The sequence below is a fragment of the Streptomyces sp. BBFR102 genome, assembly GCF_051397025.1.
In the GTDB taxonomy this organism is placed as follows: domain Bacteria; phylum Actinomycetota; class Actinomycetes; order Streptomycetales; family Streptomycetaceae; genus Streptomyces.
Genome location: NZ_CP195757.1, coordinates 3,851,131 through 3,867,831, shown reverse-complemented (window position 1 = coordinate 3,867,831; position 16,701 = coordinate 3,851,131). Strand labels below are relative to the sequence as shown.

9 protein-coding genes are annotated in these 16,701 nt (G+C 72.2%); 2 read left to right on the top strand and 7 right to left on the bottom strand.

Annotated elements, in window-relative coordinates; translation table 11 throughout:
- Positions 1-6: 6 nt before the first annotated feature.
- Positions 7-1,203: an acyltransferase family protein gene (locus tag ACSLIC_RS17345; RefSeq protein WP_436738609.1), complete on the bottom strand. Its 1,197-nt coding sequence runs from the start codon at positions 1,201-1,203 to the stop codon at positions 7-9.
- Between the two features lie 185 nt (positions 1,204-1,388).
- On the opposite strand from ACSLIC_RS17345, the gene galE reads away from it, so the two are divergent.
- Positions 1,389-2,351 carry a UDP-glucose 4-epimerase GalE gene (galE, locus tag ACSLIC_RS17340; protein WP_436738608.1) on the top strand — a complete coding sequence of 321 codons (963 nt, stop codon included), beginning with the start codon at positions 1,389-1,391 and terminating at the stop codon, positions 2,349-2,351.
- Between the two features lie 87 nt (positions 2,352-2,438).
- Here galE and ACSLIC_RS17335 read toward each other — a convergent pair whose 3' ends face one another.
- From ACSLIC_RS17335 to ACSLIC_RS17325, 3 genes are all read right to left on the bottom strand, one after another.
- Entirely contained in the window at positions 2,439-7,364 is a 4,926-nt protein-coding gene (locus ACSLIC_RS17335; protein ID WP_436738607.1) for an NAD-glutamate dehydrogenase, read from the bottom strand.
- 778 nt (positions 7,365-8,142) lie between these two features.
- Positions 8,143-8,811, bottom strand: coding sequence for an HAD family hydrolase (locus ACSLIC_RS17330; protein WP_436738606.1), 669 nt, complete (start codon positions 8,809-8,811; stop codon positions 8,143-8,145).
- Between the two features lie 72 nt (positions 8,812-8,883).
- A complete protein-coding gene (locus ACSLIC_RS17325; protein WP_436738605.1) occupies positions 8,884-9,393 on the bottom strand; it encodes a DUF6912 family protein in 510 nt (169 codons plus the stop codon).
- Between the two features lie 318 nt (positions 9,394-9,711).
- On the opposite strand from ACSLIC_RS17325, the gene ACSLIC_RS17320 reads away from it, so the two are divergent.
- Entirely contained in the window at positions 9,712-10,182 is a 471-nt protein-coding gene (locus tag ACSLIC_RS17320) for an Rv3235 family protein (protein ID WP_436738604.1), read from the top strand.
- Positions 10,183-10,205: 23 nt separating this feature from the next.
- Here the strand turns inward: ACSLIC_RS17320 and ACSLIC_RS17315 are convergent, their stop codons facing one another.
- From ACSLIC_RS17315 to secA, 3 genes are all read right to left on the bottom strand, one after another.
- Positions 10,206-11,108 (bottom strand): LysR family transcriptional regulator, encoded by a 903-nt coding sequence (locus ACSLIC_RS17315; RefSeq protein ID WP_436738603.1) that lies wholly within the window; start codon positions 11,106-11,108, stop codon positions 10,206-10,208.
- Positions 11,109-12,555: 1,447 nt separating this feature from the next.
- A complete protein-coding gene (locus ACSLIC_RS17310) occupies positions 12,556-13,056 on the bottom strand; it encodes a hypothetical protein (RefSeq protein WP_436738602.1) in 501 nt (166 codons plus the stop codon).
- A 671-nt stretch (positions 13,057-13,727) separates the two neighbouring features.
- The gene (gene secA, locus ACSLIC_RS17305) at positions 13,728-16,544 is read right to left on the bottom strand and encodes a preprotein translocase subunit SecA (RefSeq protein WP_436738601.1); all 2,817 of its coding nucleotides are present in this window, start codon (positions 16,542-16,544) and stop codon (positions 13,728-13,730) included.
- Between the last annotated feature and the right edge of the window lie 157 nt (positions 16,545-16,701).

Sequence of the window (16,701 nt, the reverse complement as noted above, 5' to 3'; positions counted from 1 at the left end):
AGTGGCTTACGCGCCCGGTACCGTCCGGCCCACCGCCGAGCCCGCCCAGCGCGGCGGACGCGCCGCCCACCACCGCCGGGCGGGCTCCTCCACCCCGTGGTACAGCGCCCCGGCCAGCGCGGTCGCCGCCACCGCCGTCCCGATCATGGTGAACAGGGCCACCCCGCCGGCCGGCTGGTGCCCCCACCGGTCGGTGATGGCGCAGTTGAGCGTCTGGTGCAGCAGGTAGAAGGCGTACGACCAGAGGCCGAGCCGGACCATCACCGGCGAGGCCAGCCACCCTTCGCGGCGCGCCCCGCCGCCGGTGGCCCGCACCACGCAGGCCACCACGAGCCCCACCGCGAGCACCGCCACCACCGGCCGCACCGTCGCCTCCAGCACCACCGTCCCCTGCCCCGCCCACTCCGCCCGCCGGGTGTACGCCACCGTGTACGCGGCCAGCACCACCACCACCGGCCAGGCCCGCAGGGCGGGACGCGAGCCCCGGCGCAGGGTGAGCGCGACGGCCAGCCCGAGGCCGAACTCCGGGAGGCGGGCCAGCGGATGGCGCATCACCCACTCGGCCGCCGCCCCGGAGAGGTGGGTCAGCAGCCAGAGGTTGACGGCGGCCATGACGGCGAGTGAGGAGCCGCAGACCGCGAGCAGGGTCCGGGTGCGCAGGGCCAGCGCGCCCCGCACGAGCAGCGGGAAGAGGGCGTAGAAGAAGAGTTCGACGCTGAGGGTCCAGGCGACGCTGTTGCCCGGCAGGGTCGGCGTCACCCCGGGGAACCAGGTCTGCACGAGCAGGACCGAGGACAGCACCGAGAAGGCGTCGGTGGCCCGGCCGCCCCACCAGAAGAGCAGCACCAGGGCGAGCAGGCTGGCGGCGAGGTGGGCCGGCCAGATCCGCCCGGCGCGCCGCCAGTAGAAGAGCCGGGCCGAGGCGCCGGGACGGTACCCCCAGGCCAGCAGGAAGCCGGAGAGCACGAAGAAGAACCCGACCCCGTGCACCCCCATCGTGGTGTACGGGAAGAGGGCGGGAACCCGGGCCACCCCGCTCTGCGGCCCGCCGAGCCCGGTGAAGTGGTGGGCGAAGACGGCGAGCGCGGCGAGGAAGCGCAGGCCGGTCAGCGCGTCCACCCGGCCGCCGGGGGCGAGCGTGTCGGGTGGATTCGCCGGCTTGGTGGGGGCGGGGGACGCGGAGGCGGGGGCGGGGGCAGGCATCGCGACCGACGGTAGGTTCACCGTCACGCCCTGTCGATGATCCGCCGCGTGCCCCGGGCCGATACGCCCCGGCTGGCGGCATCCGACCGCCCGGCGGGGATACGGTCGGGGGCACACGGCCGCCCGGGGCCCGCCCCGCGTACCCCGCACGACGGGCGGCCCGGGACACGACGAAACAGGTGACCATGACCTGGCTGATCACTGGCGGCGCCGGATACATCGGCGCGCACGTAGTCCGCGCCCTGGCCGAGGCGGGCGAGGACGCCGTGGTCCTCGACGACCTCTCCACCGGCGTCGAAGGCCGCCTCCCCGCGTCCGCCACGCTGGTCCGGGGCACGACCCTGGACCGCCCGCTGCTCGACGAGATCTTCGCCGACCACTCCATCACCGGCGTCATCCACCTCGCCGCGAAGAAGCAGGTCGGCGAGTCGGTCTCGGTGCCGCTGCGCTACTACCACGACAACGTCGAGGGCTTGCGCGTCCTGCTCGCCGCCACCGTCGCCGCCGGCGTCGACTCCTTCGTCCTCTCCTCCTCGGCCGCCGTCTACGGCATGACCGACGTCGACCTCGTCACCGAACAGACGCCGTGCGCGCCGATGAGCCCCTACGGCGAGACCAAGCTGGCGGGCGAATGGCTGGTCCGCGCCACGGGCCGCGCCCACGGCCTGCGCACCGCCTGCCTGCGGTACTTCAACGTGGCGGGCGCCGGGGCCCCCGAACTCGCCGACACCGGCGTCTTCAACATCGTCCCGATGGTCTTCGAGCGGCTCACCGACGGCGTGCCCCCGCAGATCTTCGGCGACGACTACCCGACCGCGGACGGCACCTGCGTCCGCGACTACATCCACGTCGTCGACCTCGCCGAGGCCCACGTCGCCGCCGCCCGCGCCCTGGCCGCCACCACGGCGGGCGAGGACCTCACCGTCAACGTGGGCAGCGGGCAGGGCGTCTCGGTCCGCGAGCTGGTCGACCTGATCAACGAGGTCACCGGCAAGCACATCGCCCCCGTCGTCCTGCCCCGCCGCCCCGGCGATCCGGCCCGCGTCGTCGCCTCCACCGAACGCGCCGCCGACGCGCTGGGCTGGCGTGCCCGGCTGACCCCGCGCGACATGGTCGCGTCGGCGTGGGAGGGATGGCCGGGGCGGTAGCGCCCGGCAGCGCGGACGTCCGCCTACGGCCACCGGCCCGCCCCCGCCGAAGCGGGAGCGGGCCGGTGTCGCGTCCGGACGGCGGGGTCAGCCCCGGCTGCGGAGCAGGGTGCGCATGGTGCGCATGGCGACCGAGAGGTTGGCCAGGTCGAAGCTGTCGGAGTTCTGGATCTCCTCCAGCGTGGCGCGGGCGCGGGCGAGGATCGCCGCGTTCTGGCGCTCCCAGGACTCGAACCGCTCCTTGGGGCCGGCGTCGTCGCCACCCGCCTCCAGCACGTCGGCGGTGAGCGCCGCGTGGGCCGCGTACAGCTCCTCGCGGATGGAGGCGCGGGCCATGGACTGCCAGCGGTCGGCGCGCGGCAGCTCGATGATGCGGTCCATGAGCTGGGTGATCCGCAGCCGGTCGGCGAGGTCGTAGAAGACCTCGGCGACGGCGATCGGGTCCTTGCCGGTGCGGTCGGCGATGGCCACCAGGTCGAGAGTGGGGAAGGCGGAGGAGAACCCGGCGACCCGCCCGGCCAGTTCCTCCGGCACCCCGGCCTCGACCAACTCGGCGAGGATCGTCTCGTACCACTCCAGGTCGGAGCCGCGCAGCAGCGTGGGGAGCTGGGCCCAGATCCGGCCGACCCGGTCCTGGAAGAAGTCGATGGTGTCGGCGAGGGCGAGGGGCTGCGGCCGGTTGTTGAGCAGCCAGCGGGCGCCGCGTTCCACCAGGCGGCGCGAGTGGAGCCGGATGCGGGTCTGGACGTCGGCCGGCACCTGGTTGTCGAGCGCCTCGACGGCGTCCCAGACAGCGCTGAGGCCGAAGATCTCGCGGGCGGCGAGCTGGGCGCGGACGATCTCCTCCATGGAGGCGCCGGTCTCCTCGCGGAGCCGGTGCAGGAAGGTCGTACCACCGGTGTTGACGGTGTCGTTGACCAGCATCGTCGTGATGATCTCGCGGCGCAGGGCGTGCGCGACGATCTGCTCGGGGAACTGCTCGACCAGTGCCTTCGGGAAGTAGGCGTGGAGCAGCCGCATCAGGTAGGGGTCGTCGGGGAGCCGGGTGGAGATCAGCTCCTCGGCGGCGGTGATCTTGGTGTAGGCGAGCAGCACGGCCAGCTCGGGCTGGGTGAGGCCGCGCTGGTTGTTCAGCAGCTCGCGGATCTGCCGGTCGCCGGGGAGGAACTCCAGGGCCCGGTCGAGGGCGCCGTCACGGGTCAGGCGGCGCATGAAGCGCTGCTGGGCGTGGAGGAGCGAGGGCGCCTGGGCGGCGGAGTTGGCCAGGGCGGTGTTCTGCGCGTAGTTGTTGCGCAGCACCATCGTGCCGACCTCGTCGGTCATCTCGGCGAGCAGCGCGTTGCGCTGCTTGACCGTCATGTCGCCGTCGGTGACCACCGAGTTGAGCAGGATCTTGATGTTCACCTCGTGGTCGGAGGTGTCCACGCCGGCGCTGTTGTCGATGGCGTCGGTGTTGATCCGGCCGCCGGTACGGGCGAACTCGATGCGGCCGAGCTGGGTGACGCCCAGGTTGCCGCCCTCGCCGACGACCTTGGCCCGCAGGTCGGCGCCGTCGACGCGGACGGCGTCGTTGGCCTTGTCGCCGACGGCCGCGTCGGACTCGGCGGACGACTTGACGTACGTGCCGATGCCGCCGTTCCACAGCAGGTCCACCGGGGCGGTGAGGACGGCCCGCATGAGGTCGGCCGGGGTCAACTTGGTGGTCCCGGCGGGCAGGCCGAGGGCCTCGCGGATGTGGGCGTTGACCGTCACGGACTTGGCGGTGCGCGGGAAGACTCCGCCGCCCGCCGAGATCAGGTCGGTGTCGTAGTCGGCCCAGGAGGATCGGGGCAGCTCGAACAGGCGGCGCCGCTCGGCGTAGGAGGTGGCGGCGTCCGGGTTCGGGTCGATGAAGATGTGCCGGTGGTCGAAGGCGGCGACCAGGCGGATGTGCTCGCTGAGCAACATGCCGTTGCCGAAGACGTCGCCGGACATGTCGCCGACGCCGACGACGGTGAAGTCCTCGGTCTGGGTGTCGTGGCCCAGCTCGCGGAAGTGCCGCTTGACCGACTCCCAGGCACCCCGGGCGGTGATGCCCATGCCCTTGTGGTCGTAGCCGGCCGAGCCGCCGGAGGCGAAGGCGTCGCCGAGCCAGAAGTCGTACTCGGCGGCGACCTGGTTGGCGGTGTCGGAGAACTTGGCGGTGCCCTTGTCGGCGGCGACGACGAGGTAGGTGTCGTCCTCGTCGTGCCGGACCACGTCGGCCGGGGGCACGACCTCGCCGGCGACCATGTTGTCGGTGACGTCGAGCAGCGCCGAGATGAAGGTCTTGTACGCGGCGATGCCCTCGGCCTGCCACGCGTCGCGGTCCTTGGCCGGGTCGGGCAGCTGCTTGGCGACGAAGCCGCCCTTGGCGCCGACCGGCACGATGACGGTGTTCTTCACCATCTGCGCCTTGACCAGGCCGAGGATCTCGGTACGGAAGTCCTCGCGCCGGTCGGACCAGCGCAGGCCGCCGCGGGCGACCTTGCCGAACCGCAGGTGGACGCCCTCGACGCGCGGCGAGTACACCCAGATCTCGAAGGCCGGGCGGGGCGCGGGCAGGTCGGGGATGGCCTGCGGGTCGAACTTCATCGAGACGTAGCCGTGCGGCTCGCCGCTCTCGGTGTGCTGGAAGAAGTTGGTCCTCAGGGTCGCCTTGATGACGGTGAGGAAGGAGCGCAGGATGCGGTCCTCGTCGAGCGAGGCGACCTGGTCGAGGGCGCCGTCCAGCTCCTCCAGGATGCCCTCGGTCAGCTCCAGCGCGGCGGCCTGCCGCTCGGGGGCCATCCGCGCCTCGAAGAGGGAGATGAGCAGGCGGGTGGTGTGGACGTTGTTGCGGAGGGTGTCCTCCATGTAGTCCTGGCTGAAGGTCGACCCGGCCTGCCGCAGGTACTTGGCGTACGCGCGCAGCACCATCGCCTCGCGCCAGGTCAGCCCGGCGCCGAGGACCAGGGCGTTGAAGCCGTCGTTCTCCGCGGCCCCGGTCCAGGTGGCGGCGAACGCCTCCTGGAACCGCTCGCGGCCGTCGTCGCCGAGGAAGTCGTTGGCGTGGCTGAGGCCGGGGACGCGCAGCCCGAAGTCGTAGATCCAGGCGGTGGAGCGGTCGGCGCGGCGCAGCTCGTAGGGGCGCTCGTCGACGACCTCGACGCCCAGGCGCTGCAGGACGGGGAGGACGGCGCTGAGCGAGACGGGCTCGCCGGTGCGGTAGATCTTGAAGCGGCGCTCGTCGGGGGCGGCGCCGACCGGCTCGTAGAGGCTGAGGGCGAAGTCCCGCTCGCCCTCGCCGCGCAGCCGCTCCAGGTGGACGAGGTCGGCGACGGCGGAGCGCGGGGAGTGGTCGGCCTTGTACCCCTCGGGGAAGGCGCCCTGGTAGCGGCGGAGGAGTTCGGCGGCGCGCTCCTCGCCGCACTCGGCGTTGAGCGCCTCACCGAAGCCGTCGGCCCAGGAGCGGGCGGCCTCGACCAGGCGGGCCTCGATCCGGTCGTGGTCGGCGTCGGTCAGCTCGGGCAGCGTGGTGCCCGAGGCGACGCGCACCACGAAGTGCAGGCGGGAGAGGATCGACTCGGTGTTCCAGGCGGTGAAGTCGACGTTGGTGCCGCCGAGTTCCTCCTTCAGGATGTCGATGATCCGCAGCCGCACGCCGGTGGTGTAGCGGTCGCGCGGCAGGTAGACGAGGGCCGAGTAGTAGCGGCCGTACTCGTCCTTGCGCAGGTAGAGCCGCAGGCGGCGGCGTTCCTGGAGGTAGAGGACGCTGGTGGCGATCGGCAGCAGTTCCTCGGCGGAGATCTGGAACATCTCGTCGCGCGGGTAGGTCTCCAGGATCTGGAGGAGGTCGCGCCCGTCATGGCTGTTGGGCGAGAACCCGGCGGCCTTGAGGATGTCGGCGACCTTGCGGCGGATGACCGGGACGCGGCGGACCGACTCGGTGTAGGCGGCGGAGGAGAAGAGGCCGAGGAAGCGGCGCTCGCCGATGACGTTGCCCTCGGCGTCGAACTTCTTCACGCCGATGTAGTCGAGGTAGCTGGGCCGGTGCACGGTGGCGCGGCTGTTGGCCTTGGTGAGGACGAGCAGCCGGTGCTCGCGGGCCTTGGCTCGGGCGTCGGCGGGGAGCCGCTCGAAGGACGGGCTGACCGGGTGGCGGTCCTCGTCCTGGTGCGGGTCGGCGCGGAGGATGCCGAGGCCGGTGCCGGGGACGGCGGCCAGCGAGTCGTCGTCCATCAGGCGGTACTCGCGGTAGCCGAGGAAGGTGAAGTGGTCGGCGGCGAGCCAGCGCATCAGCTCGCGGGCCTCCTCCACGTCCTCGTCGGAGAGGTCGTCGAGCGGCTCGGCGGGCAGGTCCTCGGCGATGTGCAGCGCGGCGCCGCGCATCTTCTCCCAGTCCTCGACGGCCTCGCGGACGTCGGAGAGGACGCGGAGCAGGTCGGTGGTGATCTGCTTGAGGTCGCCCTTGTCGGTCTCCCGGTCGATCTCGACGTGGATCCACGACTCGGTGACGGCGTCCAGCGGCCGGTCGGCGGCGCCGCCGGGCAGCACCTCGACGAGCTTGCCGGCGATGTCGCGGCGGACGAGGACCTGCGGGTGGATGACGACGTGGATGCCGCGGTTCTGCCGGGAGAGCTCGTTGGTGACCGAGTCGACGAGGAAGGGCATGTCGTCGGTGACGACCTCGACCACGGAGTGGCTGCTGGTCCAGCCGTTCTCCTCGACGGTCGGGGTGTGCACCCGGACGTTGGCGGTGCCCTGCGGACGATTTTCGGCCAGCCGGTAATGGGAGTAGGCGGCGCCGAACATGTCGACCGGGTCACGGTCGGCGATGTCCTCGGCGGCCGTGTGCAGGTAGTAGCGCTGGAGGAAGGCGTGCACGGAGTCCTGGTCCGGCACGCCCCCGCCCGTCGCCCCGACGGGGAGGCGCCCCCCTGCCGGGCTGTTCTCAGCGACCTCGGCCGCCCTTTCGAGCAGCTCGGCCTTGGCTTCGTCCAGCTTGGTCTGCATGGTCCTCTGGCTCCTGTCACGCGCCGTTGCGAGACGTTGATGAAACGTGTGGGACATAACGCCGCGGCGCGGGGTCTCCGGTCGGATTCGACGTTATGCCGGGAAGCGGGAGGAGCGGGGCGTTATCGGCCATTGTGGGCGGCCCGCTCTCCCGGTGGGGACCAGCACAAAGGGCCCGGGACGGCACACAAGCCGCACACCGGGCACAGTCCGGGGGCGTCACTGCCCCCGCCGTGTATCGCGCTGATCACGAGGCCAGGCTATCCCGCATCCGGGGGAGGACGTCATGAGCCGCTTTCGTACAAAAGCACCGGAGGAACTTGGCCGGTCCGCCCATCAGGGACCGCGCCAGAAGGGGGTAGTGGGGCGCCCGGGCCCCGTGGAGCGCACGAGGCACGGCCCACCCCACCCCCGACGACCTGGGGACACCCCCGCTTCCCGGCCAGGTGGCCGCCGGGGCCAAGAGGGCTGGAACCGGGCCCTCCGGCACCCCGCACGAGTGAGGCGGTTTTCGGCCACGCGGGACGGCGGTACGCGGGGGCGAGCGGGGGCGTTCCCGCCCGGAGCGACCCCCCGGGCACCGCCCTGGGCGCCCCGGCGCAGGGCCGGGAAGGGGAACGCGGGGCTCGCCTTCGGCGCCCCCCGTGGCCGGAAGGCGCCGCGGCCCGCACGGTGAGTGCGGGAACGCTCGGCAGACCCCGGCCGGGCCGGGCGTGACGGAACTCACCCCCGCCCGGGGGTGCGGAACCCTCCCCGCCCCGGGACCGGCCCAGCACCGTCACCCCTGTGCGAACACCCCGTGCGCCACCTCGACGGCCTCCGCGAGCGTGTCGACCACCACGGCGCCGGTCCCCTCCAGGCGCCCCCGACTGTGCGTCCCGCCGGTGTACAGCACCGCCCGGGCACCCACGGCGTGCGCGGCCACGGCGTCGTCGGCGGCGTCCCCGATCACCACGGCGTGCTCCGCCCGTACGGCGTCCAGAGCGCCCAGATGGCGTTCCATGTGCGCGGCCTTGGAACCGCCGGCGGTGCCGGTGCGCCCTTCGACCCGCAGGAAGTGCCGGTCGATGCCCAGCTCCCGTACCAGCGGCACCAGTTCCTCGTGCCCGTGCATGCTCAGGATCGACTGGCTGTGGCCCGCCTGCCCCCACCCCTTCAGCAACGCCTCGGCACCCTCTGCGAGGCCGCACCGGGTGCGGTGCTCCTCGTAGTACCGGTGGAAGACGCCGTCCATCGCCTCCCATTCGTCAGCGGTGGGGGTCCGCCCCATCATCCGCGCGTAGAAGCGCGGGATCGGCACGCAGTACAGCTCGCGGTACTGCTCCAGGGTGATCGGCGCGACCCCGAACTCGGCGAACGCCGCGTTGGTGGCGCCGACGACCGCCTCGGTGTCGTGGAAGAGCGTGCCGTTCCAGTCCCAGACGATGTGCGGCGTGGTGATGGGCATGGTGCGACGGTATCGGGGAGCTCGGGAGCCCGGCCAGGCGGTCTCCGGGCCGCCCGGTGCCGGGCGGCGGCGTCAGCCGGCAAGGAGGTGCTCGATCTCCTGGGTGGCGAACCAGAGCAGCTCGTGGTCGTCGGCACCGTCCACCACGAACTGGGCGTCCGCGTCACCGCCCGCCGCCCGGGCCACCGCCTCGGCCGCGCGGGCGACGTCCGCCTCCGCGCCGTCCGCGTCGACGTGGACGGCTGCGGCCTTGTCCAGCGGCACGGCAGCCTCCAGCCGCACCTCGCCGAGGGCGTCCGGCTCCAGCGCCCGGTCGGGGTCGGCGAAGGCGGCACCGTCGGCGACGTCCACCGCGACGACGACCCGCTTGCGGACCGCCTCGGGGTCGGCGGCGAGCAGCCGCAGCGAGCCGTGGGCGGCCCGCGTCAGCGCGGCGTACTCCAACTCCTCGATGTCGTCGGACACGTACCACTCGCGCAGCCCCGGAGTGACGGCGTACGCGGTGAGCGGCCCGGGCCCCAGTTCGCCCGCCCGGTGCGCCTGGGCGAGAGCCGGCAGGGTCAGGGGGACGTAGACGCGCATGGTGGGCCGCTTCCGTGGTCGGGTCTGGACGGGGTCAGGATACGTGTCCGGCGTCCCCCTTCGGAGGGGGAGGCGCCGGGTGAGCGGTCAGCGCGGCACCGCCTCCTCACCCCCGCGCGCCGGACGGCGGCAGCCCCCTGCGCCCCGCTACTCATCCTGATAGGTGAACTTTCCGGCCCTTTCCCCCGGCCCTGCCCCACCTTGTCTGCGGCGGCCCCGGCCCGCACGCTGCGGCCAACGGTTACCGCCCGGTAGAGCGTGTGCCCGACCCCGAAGCCCGCACCCGTCGTCCGCCCGCAGCCACGAGGAGACGCCCCCATGGACCGGCCCCCGCCCGGCCCCGGCAGGACCGCCGCCCGCCGCTCACCCGCCCGATCCGCGACCACCCGGCCCGCCACCGCCCGCCGCGACGGCCGCCGCCCCGGGCGGAGCCCGGCCCGGCGCCCCCGCGAGACCGTCCCGCGCTACTGGTTCGCCGACCGCCTCCTCGCCGTCCTCACCGGCCGCCGCCCCGTCCACTCGATGCTGAGCCACACGGTCGGCGACGCGTACGAGCAACTGGTCCAGCTGGCCCCGGCGGACGCGCCGTTCCTGCCCGGCCGCGAACCGGAGGTCCGCCACTGCGACGAGTACGCCCCACGGGACGGGGTCATCGAGGCGTTCGCCCGGATCACCAGCGGCGAGCGCGTGCACGCGCTCGCCTTCCGACTGGAACGCGGCCCCGACCTGCGCTGGCGCTGCGCGGCCGTGGAGGCGGGCCGCCGCCCGCGCGAGGCGGCCGACGCGTGACGGCGCCCGCTCCCCCGGTCCGGTCAGCCGCGCGTCGCGCGCTGCCCCACGCCCCGGGCGATCCGCGCGAACTCCCTGGTGCGCGGCGCGTCCTTGGTCCGCAGCCACGTCGCGGCCCATTCGATGGGGGGCGCGTCGTGGAAGGGGACGTACACCACATCGGGCCGGCTGTGGAACCGCTGGGCCTGGGCACCGACGATGACGGCACCCACTCCGGCCCCGGCCAGCTGCAACGCCTCCTGGAAGGTCTTCACCCGCGGCCCGCCGACGATCTCGGCCCCCTCGGGCGTCCGGTGGGGGTGGCGGTCGGAGGGCCACGCGTCCGGACCGACGTGAACCGGCCGCAGCAGGGTGACCCCGGCGAGGTCCTCCAGCGACACCGTCGCCCGGCCGGCCAGCCGGTGCCCGGCGGGGACCCCGAGCATCCGGGGTTCGGAGAAGAGGACCGGGCCCACCACGATGTCGGGCGCGGTGACCGGCAGGCTGATCGCCAGCACGTCGACGTGCCCCTCACGCAGACTCGTGAGGGATTCGAAAACCTGCACCTCCCGCATGAGAACGGGGAATCCGCTTTCGCCCTCCGCGCATTTCCGCGCGGCCTGGTGGACCACCTGTCCGGCGAGGGCGCCGATGAATCCGGCCCGCAGCGAATTCCGCGCGCCGTTGGCCGCCTCCACGGCCCGCGCCATTCCCCGGGCGATCTGGTCATAACCGCTCTGGAGGTCCTCGCGGAGCTGGCTTCCGATCTCGGTGAGTTCGACGATGCGACTGCTGCGCGTGAACAGGGGTGCGCCGACGCGGCCTTCGAGCTTCTTGAGGAGCTGGCTGACGCGCCCTGTCGTGACGTGCAGCCGCTCGGCGGTACGCCCGAAGTGCAGCTCCTCGGCGAGCGCGAGAAAGGCTTCCAACTCCAGCCGTTCCAGCATGCGTTCCCCCAGCCGAGCAGGTGCCGCCCCTAAACGAGCGTTTAACGATCTTAACTTGTTCACGCCAACACCACCCGGCAGGATGGACGAGGCGGGCCCCGGCCGGCGCAGCACACCCCCGCGAGCCCACCGCTCAGGGACACCCGCACCCTTTTCCCCTTCAGTACCGCATTCCTCCGCACCGCACCCCGATAGGCCAATTCCCCATGCGTACGCGGATATCCGACAGAGCCGGAACAACAGCGGAGAGAAACGCCGCCTCCCCCACGCTCAGCACAACCGGCCACCTGGCCCGCGACCCGCAGAACGTACCGCTCGCCCCCAACAGGCGGTGAATGAACACCCGTCCGCCCACACCGCATTCGCGATCACCCGGACAGCACCTGGCACGGGCCCGCTCGTACAGCGGTATCGCCCGGCAGCCACGCCGGCGCGGGGGCCGGGCCGGAGTCGTCGGCGAGCGACACGAGAGACCGACACCGCCTGAGAAGGCGGCGGCAGGCGTGCGGGGCCCGATACGGGGGTTCGGGCCCCGCACGCGTGCCGCCGGCTCGGGGAAGCGCCGGGCGAGGGCTCTCCCGCGCATGCGCGATGCGGGGTGGCCGGCCACGTATGCCGGGATTGCGGGACGCGGGCCGCGACCACGCCCACGACTCGTCGGGCCGACGCCCCGAGCGCCCTCCCCAGACCGCTCCCGCCCCACCGTCACCCAGTTCACCGTTACGGGCAGACGCCGAACGGGCCACCTGACACACAGCACCGCCCTCACACGGGCCCACCCCACAAGCACCCGGCACCCCCGTGGCCCCCGAAGCGGAGACCTCCCACCCGGAGCGCGGCCAAACCCCCTCCACCGGCCCAGCGATCCCCCGGCCCCGCAACAACCGGCCCACAGCCGCCCCCACGCCACGCCGATCGCACCTCAGCCCCCGATGACACGGACGGCCACGGGCCAGCTCCCCGTTCGCCCCGGGGCCGCTGGCACAGGGCCAGGCAGCCGACGCCTCCTCCGCACGAGCCCGGGCCGGGCAGCTCGCCTCCGACGCGACGCCGAGCCCGGCCCGTCGGCACCGGGCCGACCTGTCCGGGCACCCCTAATGAGTGAACCTCACCCCGAATTTCTCCCCTCCCGAAGGGCCGCCCGCACCGCCCTCGACCGAACATCGGACAGCCGACCGAACAGAGTTCCCTCCCCCAAGCTCCAGCCCCGAGCCCCTCACCTCGTCACTTCGCCTTGCCCGCCCCTCGCCCCCGGCAACCGCGATCGCGTTGGGCCGCCGACCTCTCGCCGAGGCCTTCTGACCCCCCGTCCGCCGCGATCCCCCGAACTCCCGGCACCCTTCGGCTCAAGGCTGTGGCGCGAGTTGTTCTCGCGGGGTGCGACGGACGGGGTGCCAGAGGTCTTCGGCGTAGAGGTCGGCGGCCACAGGAGCGGGACGACGCCGGATCAGGTGAACAGGGGCCGGGCGGCCTCGCGGAACGTGCGGTAAATGCTGCCGTCGCGACGGTACACGCGGCGGTACTGAGTGGCGCTGACGTGCGGCGTGACGCCGACGCAGCGGCCAGTGGCGGCGGTGGCCGTGGCGGCGGCGAGACAGTCGTCGATGCCGTGGGTGGCTTCCAGGTTGGGGCGTTCGGCGTTGGGCCAGAGGTGGGCGGTGACCGTTCCCGTGCGGCGGTCTACGACGAGGGTGCGGCGGCACGGTTCTCGTCCAGGGGGACCGAGCGGCCTCTGGCCGAGGCATCGGAAGCCATGGCCACGCGGCGGCGTTCGTAGCCGACGAGGGTGTGCCCGTAGGGGCTCGTCGCTGGCGGTCCGAACCACGGCGGGGTCGCAGAGGCCCTCGGCGGAGCCACCGGTGGGGCTGTTGTGGGGGACGAGGTGGAGGGCGATGCCGGAGTACCGCTCGTGCCAGCGGCGCCGGAACTCACGGGTGTGGGCGCCCACCGCGGGCCCCGTACCTGGCCGGTGCGCAGCCGGGCATGGCCGGCGATGGCCGGGTGGACCAGGTTGGCGGCCTCGGCCAGCAGGCGCGGGGACGCCTATGCGGGCGCGCGCCGCCCGGAGAGCCTGTGCGGCCTCAATGCTTGGCAGCGGGCTCTCCAACCAGGGCGGGGCCGCTGTCAGGGCGCTCGCCTTACCGGTGATCGGGTCGGCCGGGGACGGGGCGGAAGGCAGTGAGTGGCGGCCTGTGCACTGTTGATCGGAAAGGGGCCCTGAGTGAGGGGGTTCAACGCTCACCAGTGGCGACCGATGCTGGGTTTGCGGCGGCCTTCACGATCATGGATCTCTCACTGTGCACGGCCGCTCCCAGGTTTTCGGGCACCCGGCCGCCCTGGCTCCCAGAGAAGCCCCCCCCTGGCAGCACCCGAACCCTCCCACACGGCCCAGCCCAGGCGCGGGCCGCACCCGGTCCGGGGAGTACCTACCCGGCCTGGGACAACCCAGGGCAGGAAAGCCTCCCGGACAGGGAGTAACTGCCTCCCGGGCACGGACAATCGGGGCCGGGGGCCTGCTCCGGGGGCCCCGGAGCAGGCCCCCGGAGCAAGGGCCCCGGAGCAGGGGCCCCGGAGCGGAGCGGTCGCCCCCCACAGGGCCGACCGCCCCGCGAGTCGCGCCTACTTCTTGCGGCGCCGCCCGCCCTTCTGCGCCTTGCGCCGCTCCGCGCGGGTGAGCCCGTCGGAGTTGGCGGTCCGCCCCGAAGCGCCCTCACTGGCGAAGTCGCCCTCGACGACGCCGCCTTCACCGTCCACGGTCGGGGCGGAGAAGCGGAGCCGGTCGGAACGCTGCGGCGCGTCGAGCCCCTTCGCCCTGATCTCGGGCCTGCCACCGGCCGGAACGGCGTCCCGCTTGGTGAGGTCGGGGCCCTGCTCCGACTCCGCCACCGGAACTTCCTCGACCTGCTGCTCGACCTGGACCTCCAGGTTGAACAGGTAGCCGACCGACTCCTCCTTGATGCCCTCCATCATGGCCGTGAACATGTCGAAGCCCTCACGCTGGTACTCCACCAGCGGGTCCTTCTGCGCCATGGCCCGCAGGCCGATGCCCTCCTGGAGGTAGTCCATCTCGTAGAGGTGCTCACGCCACTTGCGGTCCAGCACGGAGAGGACCACACGACGCTCCAGCTCGCGCATGATCTCCGAACCGAGCTGCTCCTCGCGCGCCTCGTACTGCGCGTGGATGTCGTCCTTGATGGAGTCCGCGATGAACTCGGCGGTCAGCCCGGCACGGTCGCCGGCCTCGTCCTCCAGCTCCTCGACGGTGACCTTCACCGGGTAGAGCTGCTTGAAGGCACCCCACAGCCGGTCGAGGTCCCACTCCTCGGCGAAGCCCTCAGCGGTCTCCGCCTGGATGTAGGCGTCGATGGTGTCGTCCATGAAGTGCTGGATCTGCTCCTGGAGGTTCTCCCCCTCCAGGACGCGACGGCGCTCGCCGTAGATGACCTCGCGCTGGCGGTTCAGCACCTCGTCGTACTTCAGGACGTTCTTACGCGTCTCGAAGTTCTGCTGCTCCACCTGGGACTGGGCGGAGGCGATGGCCCGGGTCACCATCTTGTTCTCGATCGGCACGTCGTCCGGGACGTTGGCCATGGCCATGACGCGCTCGACCATGGCGGCCTTGAAGAGCCTCATCAGGTCGTCACCGAGGGACAGGTAGAACCGGGACTCACCCGGGTCCCCCTGACGTCCGGAACGACCGCGCAGCTGGTTGTCGATACGGCGCGACTCGTGCCGCTCGGTGCCCAGCACGTAGAGGCCACCGGCCTCCTTGACCGCCTCGAACTCGGCCTTCACCGACGCCTCGGCTCGCTCCAGGGCCTCGGGCAGCGCCGCCGCCCACTCCTCGACGTGCTCGACCGGGTCGAGCCCGCGCTGGCGCAGCTCCGCCTCGGCGAGGTCGTCCGGGTTGCCTCCGAGCTTGATGTCGGTACCACGGCCGGCCATGTTGGTGGCCACCGTGACCGCGCCCCGTCGGCCGGCCTGGGCGACGATCGACGCCTCCCGCTCGTGGTGCTTGGCGTTGAGCACCTCGTGCTGGATGCCACGCTTGGAGAGCTGCTGCGAGAGGTACTCGGACTTCTCGACCGAGGTGGTGCCGACCAGGATCGGCTGCCCCTTCTCGTGCTTCTCCGCGATGTCGTCCACGACCGCGTCGAACTTGGCGACCTCGGTCCGGTAGATGAGGTCGGACTGGTCCATGCGGACCATCGGCCGGTTGGTGGGGATGGGGACGACGCCCAGCTTGTAGATCTGGTGGAACTCGGCGGCCTCGGTCATGGCCGTACCGGTCATGCCGGAGAGCTTGTCGTAGAGGCGGAAGAAGTTCTGGAGGGTGATCGTGGCGAGCGTCTGGTTCTCGTCCTTGATGTCCACCCCTTCCTTCGCCTCGATCGCCTGGTGCATGCCCTCGTTGTAGCGGCGGCCGGCGAGGATACGGCCGGTGTGCTCGTCGACGATCATGACTTCGCCGTCGATGACGACGTAGTCCTTGTCCTTCTTGAAGAGTTCCTTCGCCTTGATGGCGTTGTTGAGGTAGCCGACGAGCGGGGTGTTGACCGACTCGTAGAGGTTGTCGATGCCGAGCCAGTCCTCGACCTTCGCGACACCCGACTCGTGGATGGCGACGGTGCGCTTCTTCTCGTCGACCTCGTAGTCGCCGGTCTCCTCGATGCCCTTGAGCTGGTTCCCCGCCTCACCCTTGGTCAGGCGGGTCACGAGCTTCGCGAAGTCGCCGTACCACTTGGTCGCCTGGTCGGCGGGGCCGGAGATGATCAGCGGCGTGCGGGCCTCGTCCACGAGGATCGAGTCGACTTCGTCGACGATCGCGAAGTTGTGCCCCCGCTGCACCAGCTCGTCCTTCGACCACGCCATGTTGTCGCGCAGGTAGTCGAAGCCGAACTCGTTGTTGGTGCCGTAGGTGATGTCGCAGGCGTACTGCTCGCGGCGCTGCGCCGGGGTCATGTTGGCGACGATGCAGCCGACGTTCAGCCCCAGGAACTTGTGGACGCGGCCCATCAACTCGGAGTCGCGCTCGGCGAGGTAGTCGTTCACCGTGATCAGGTGGACGCCCTCGCCGGAGAGCGCGTTGAGGTAGGCCGGCAGCGTACCGACGAGGGTCTTGCCCTCACCGGTCTTCATCTCAGCGACATAACCGAGGTGCAGCGCGGCGCCACCCATGAGCTGAACGTCGTAGTGACGCTGGCCGAGGACCCGCTTGGCCGCCTCCCGGACGGTCGCGAACGCCTCCGGCAGGAGGTCGTCGAGGCTCTCGCCGTCGGCGTAGCGCTCCTTGTACTCATCAGTGAGGGCGCGCAGCTCGGCGTCGGAGAGGCTGACGAAGTCCTCTTCGATGGAGTTGACCTGGTCCGCGATGCGGTGCAGCTTGCGCAGGATCTTGCCTTCGCCTGCACGCATGAGCTTTGAGAGGACGGACACGGGGGTTGGTCTCCTTGCCGGTCGGGCCTGGCACGGTCGGAATTCTCTTGGGCAACGGCCATCGTATGCGAGGACCCCACCGCGTCGGGAGGTCTGTCGTCACGACAACGGACGGGCCACCGCGAACGTGCCGGGGGAGCTCCCGCTCTTCTGGCGC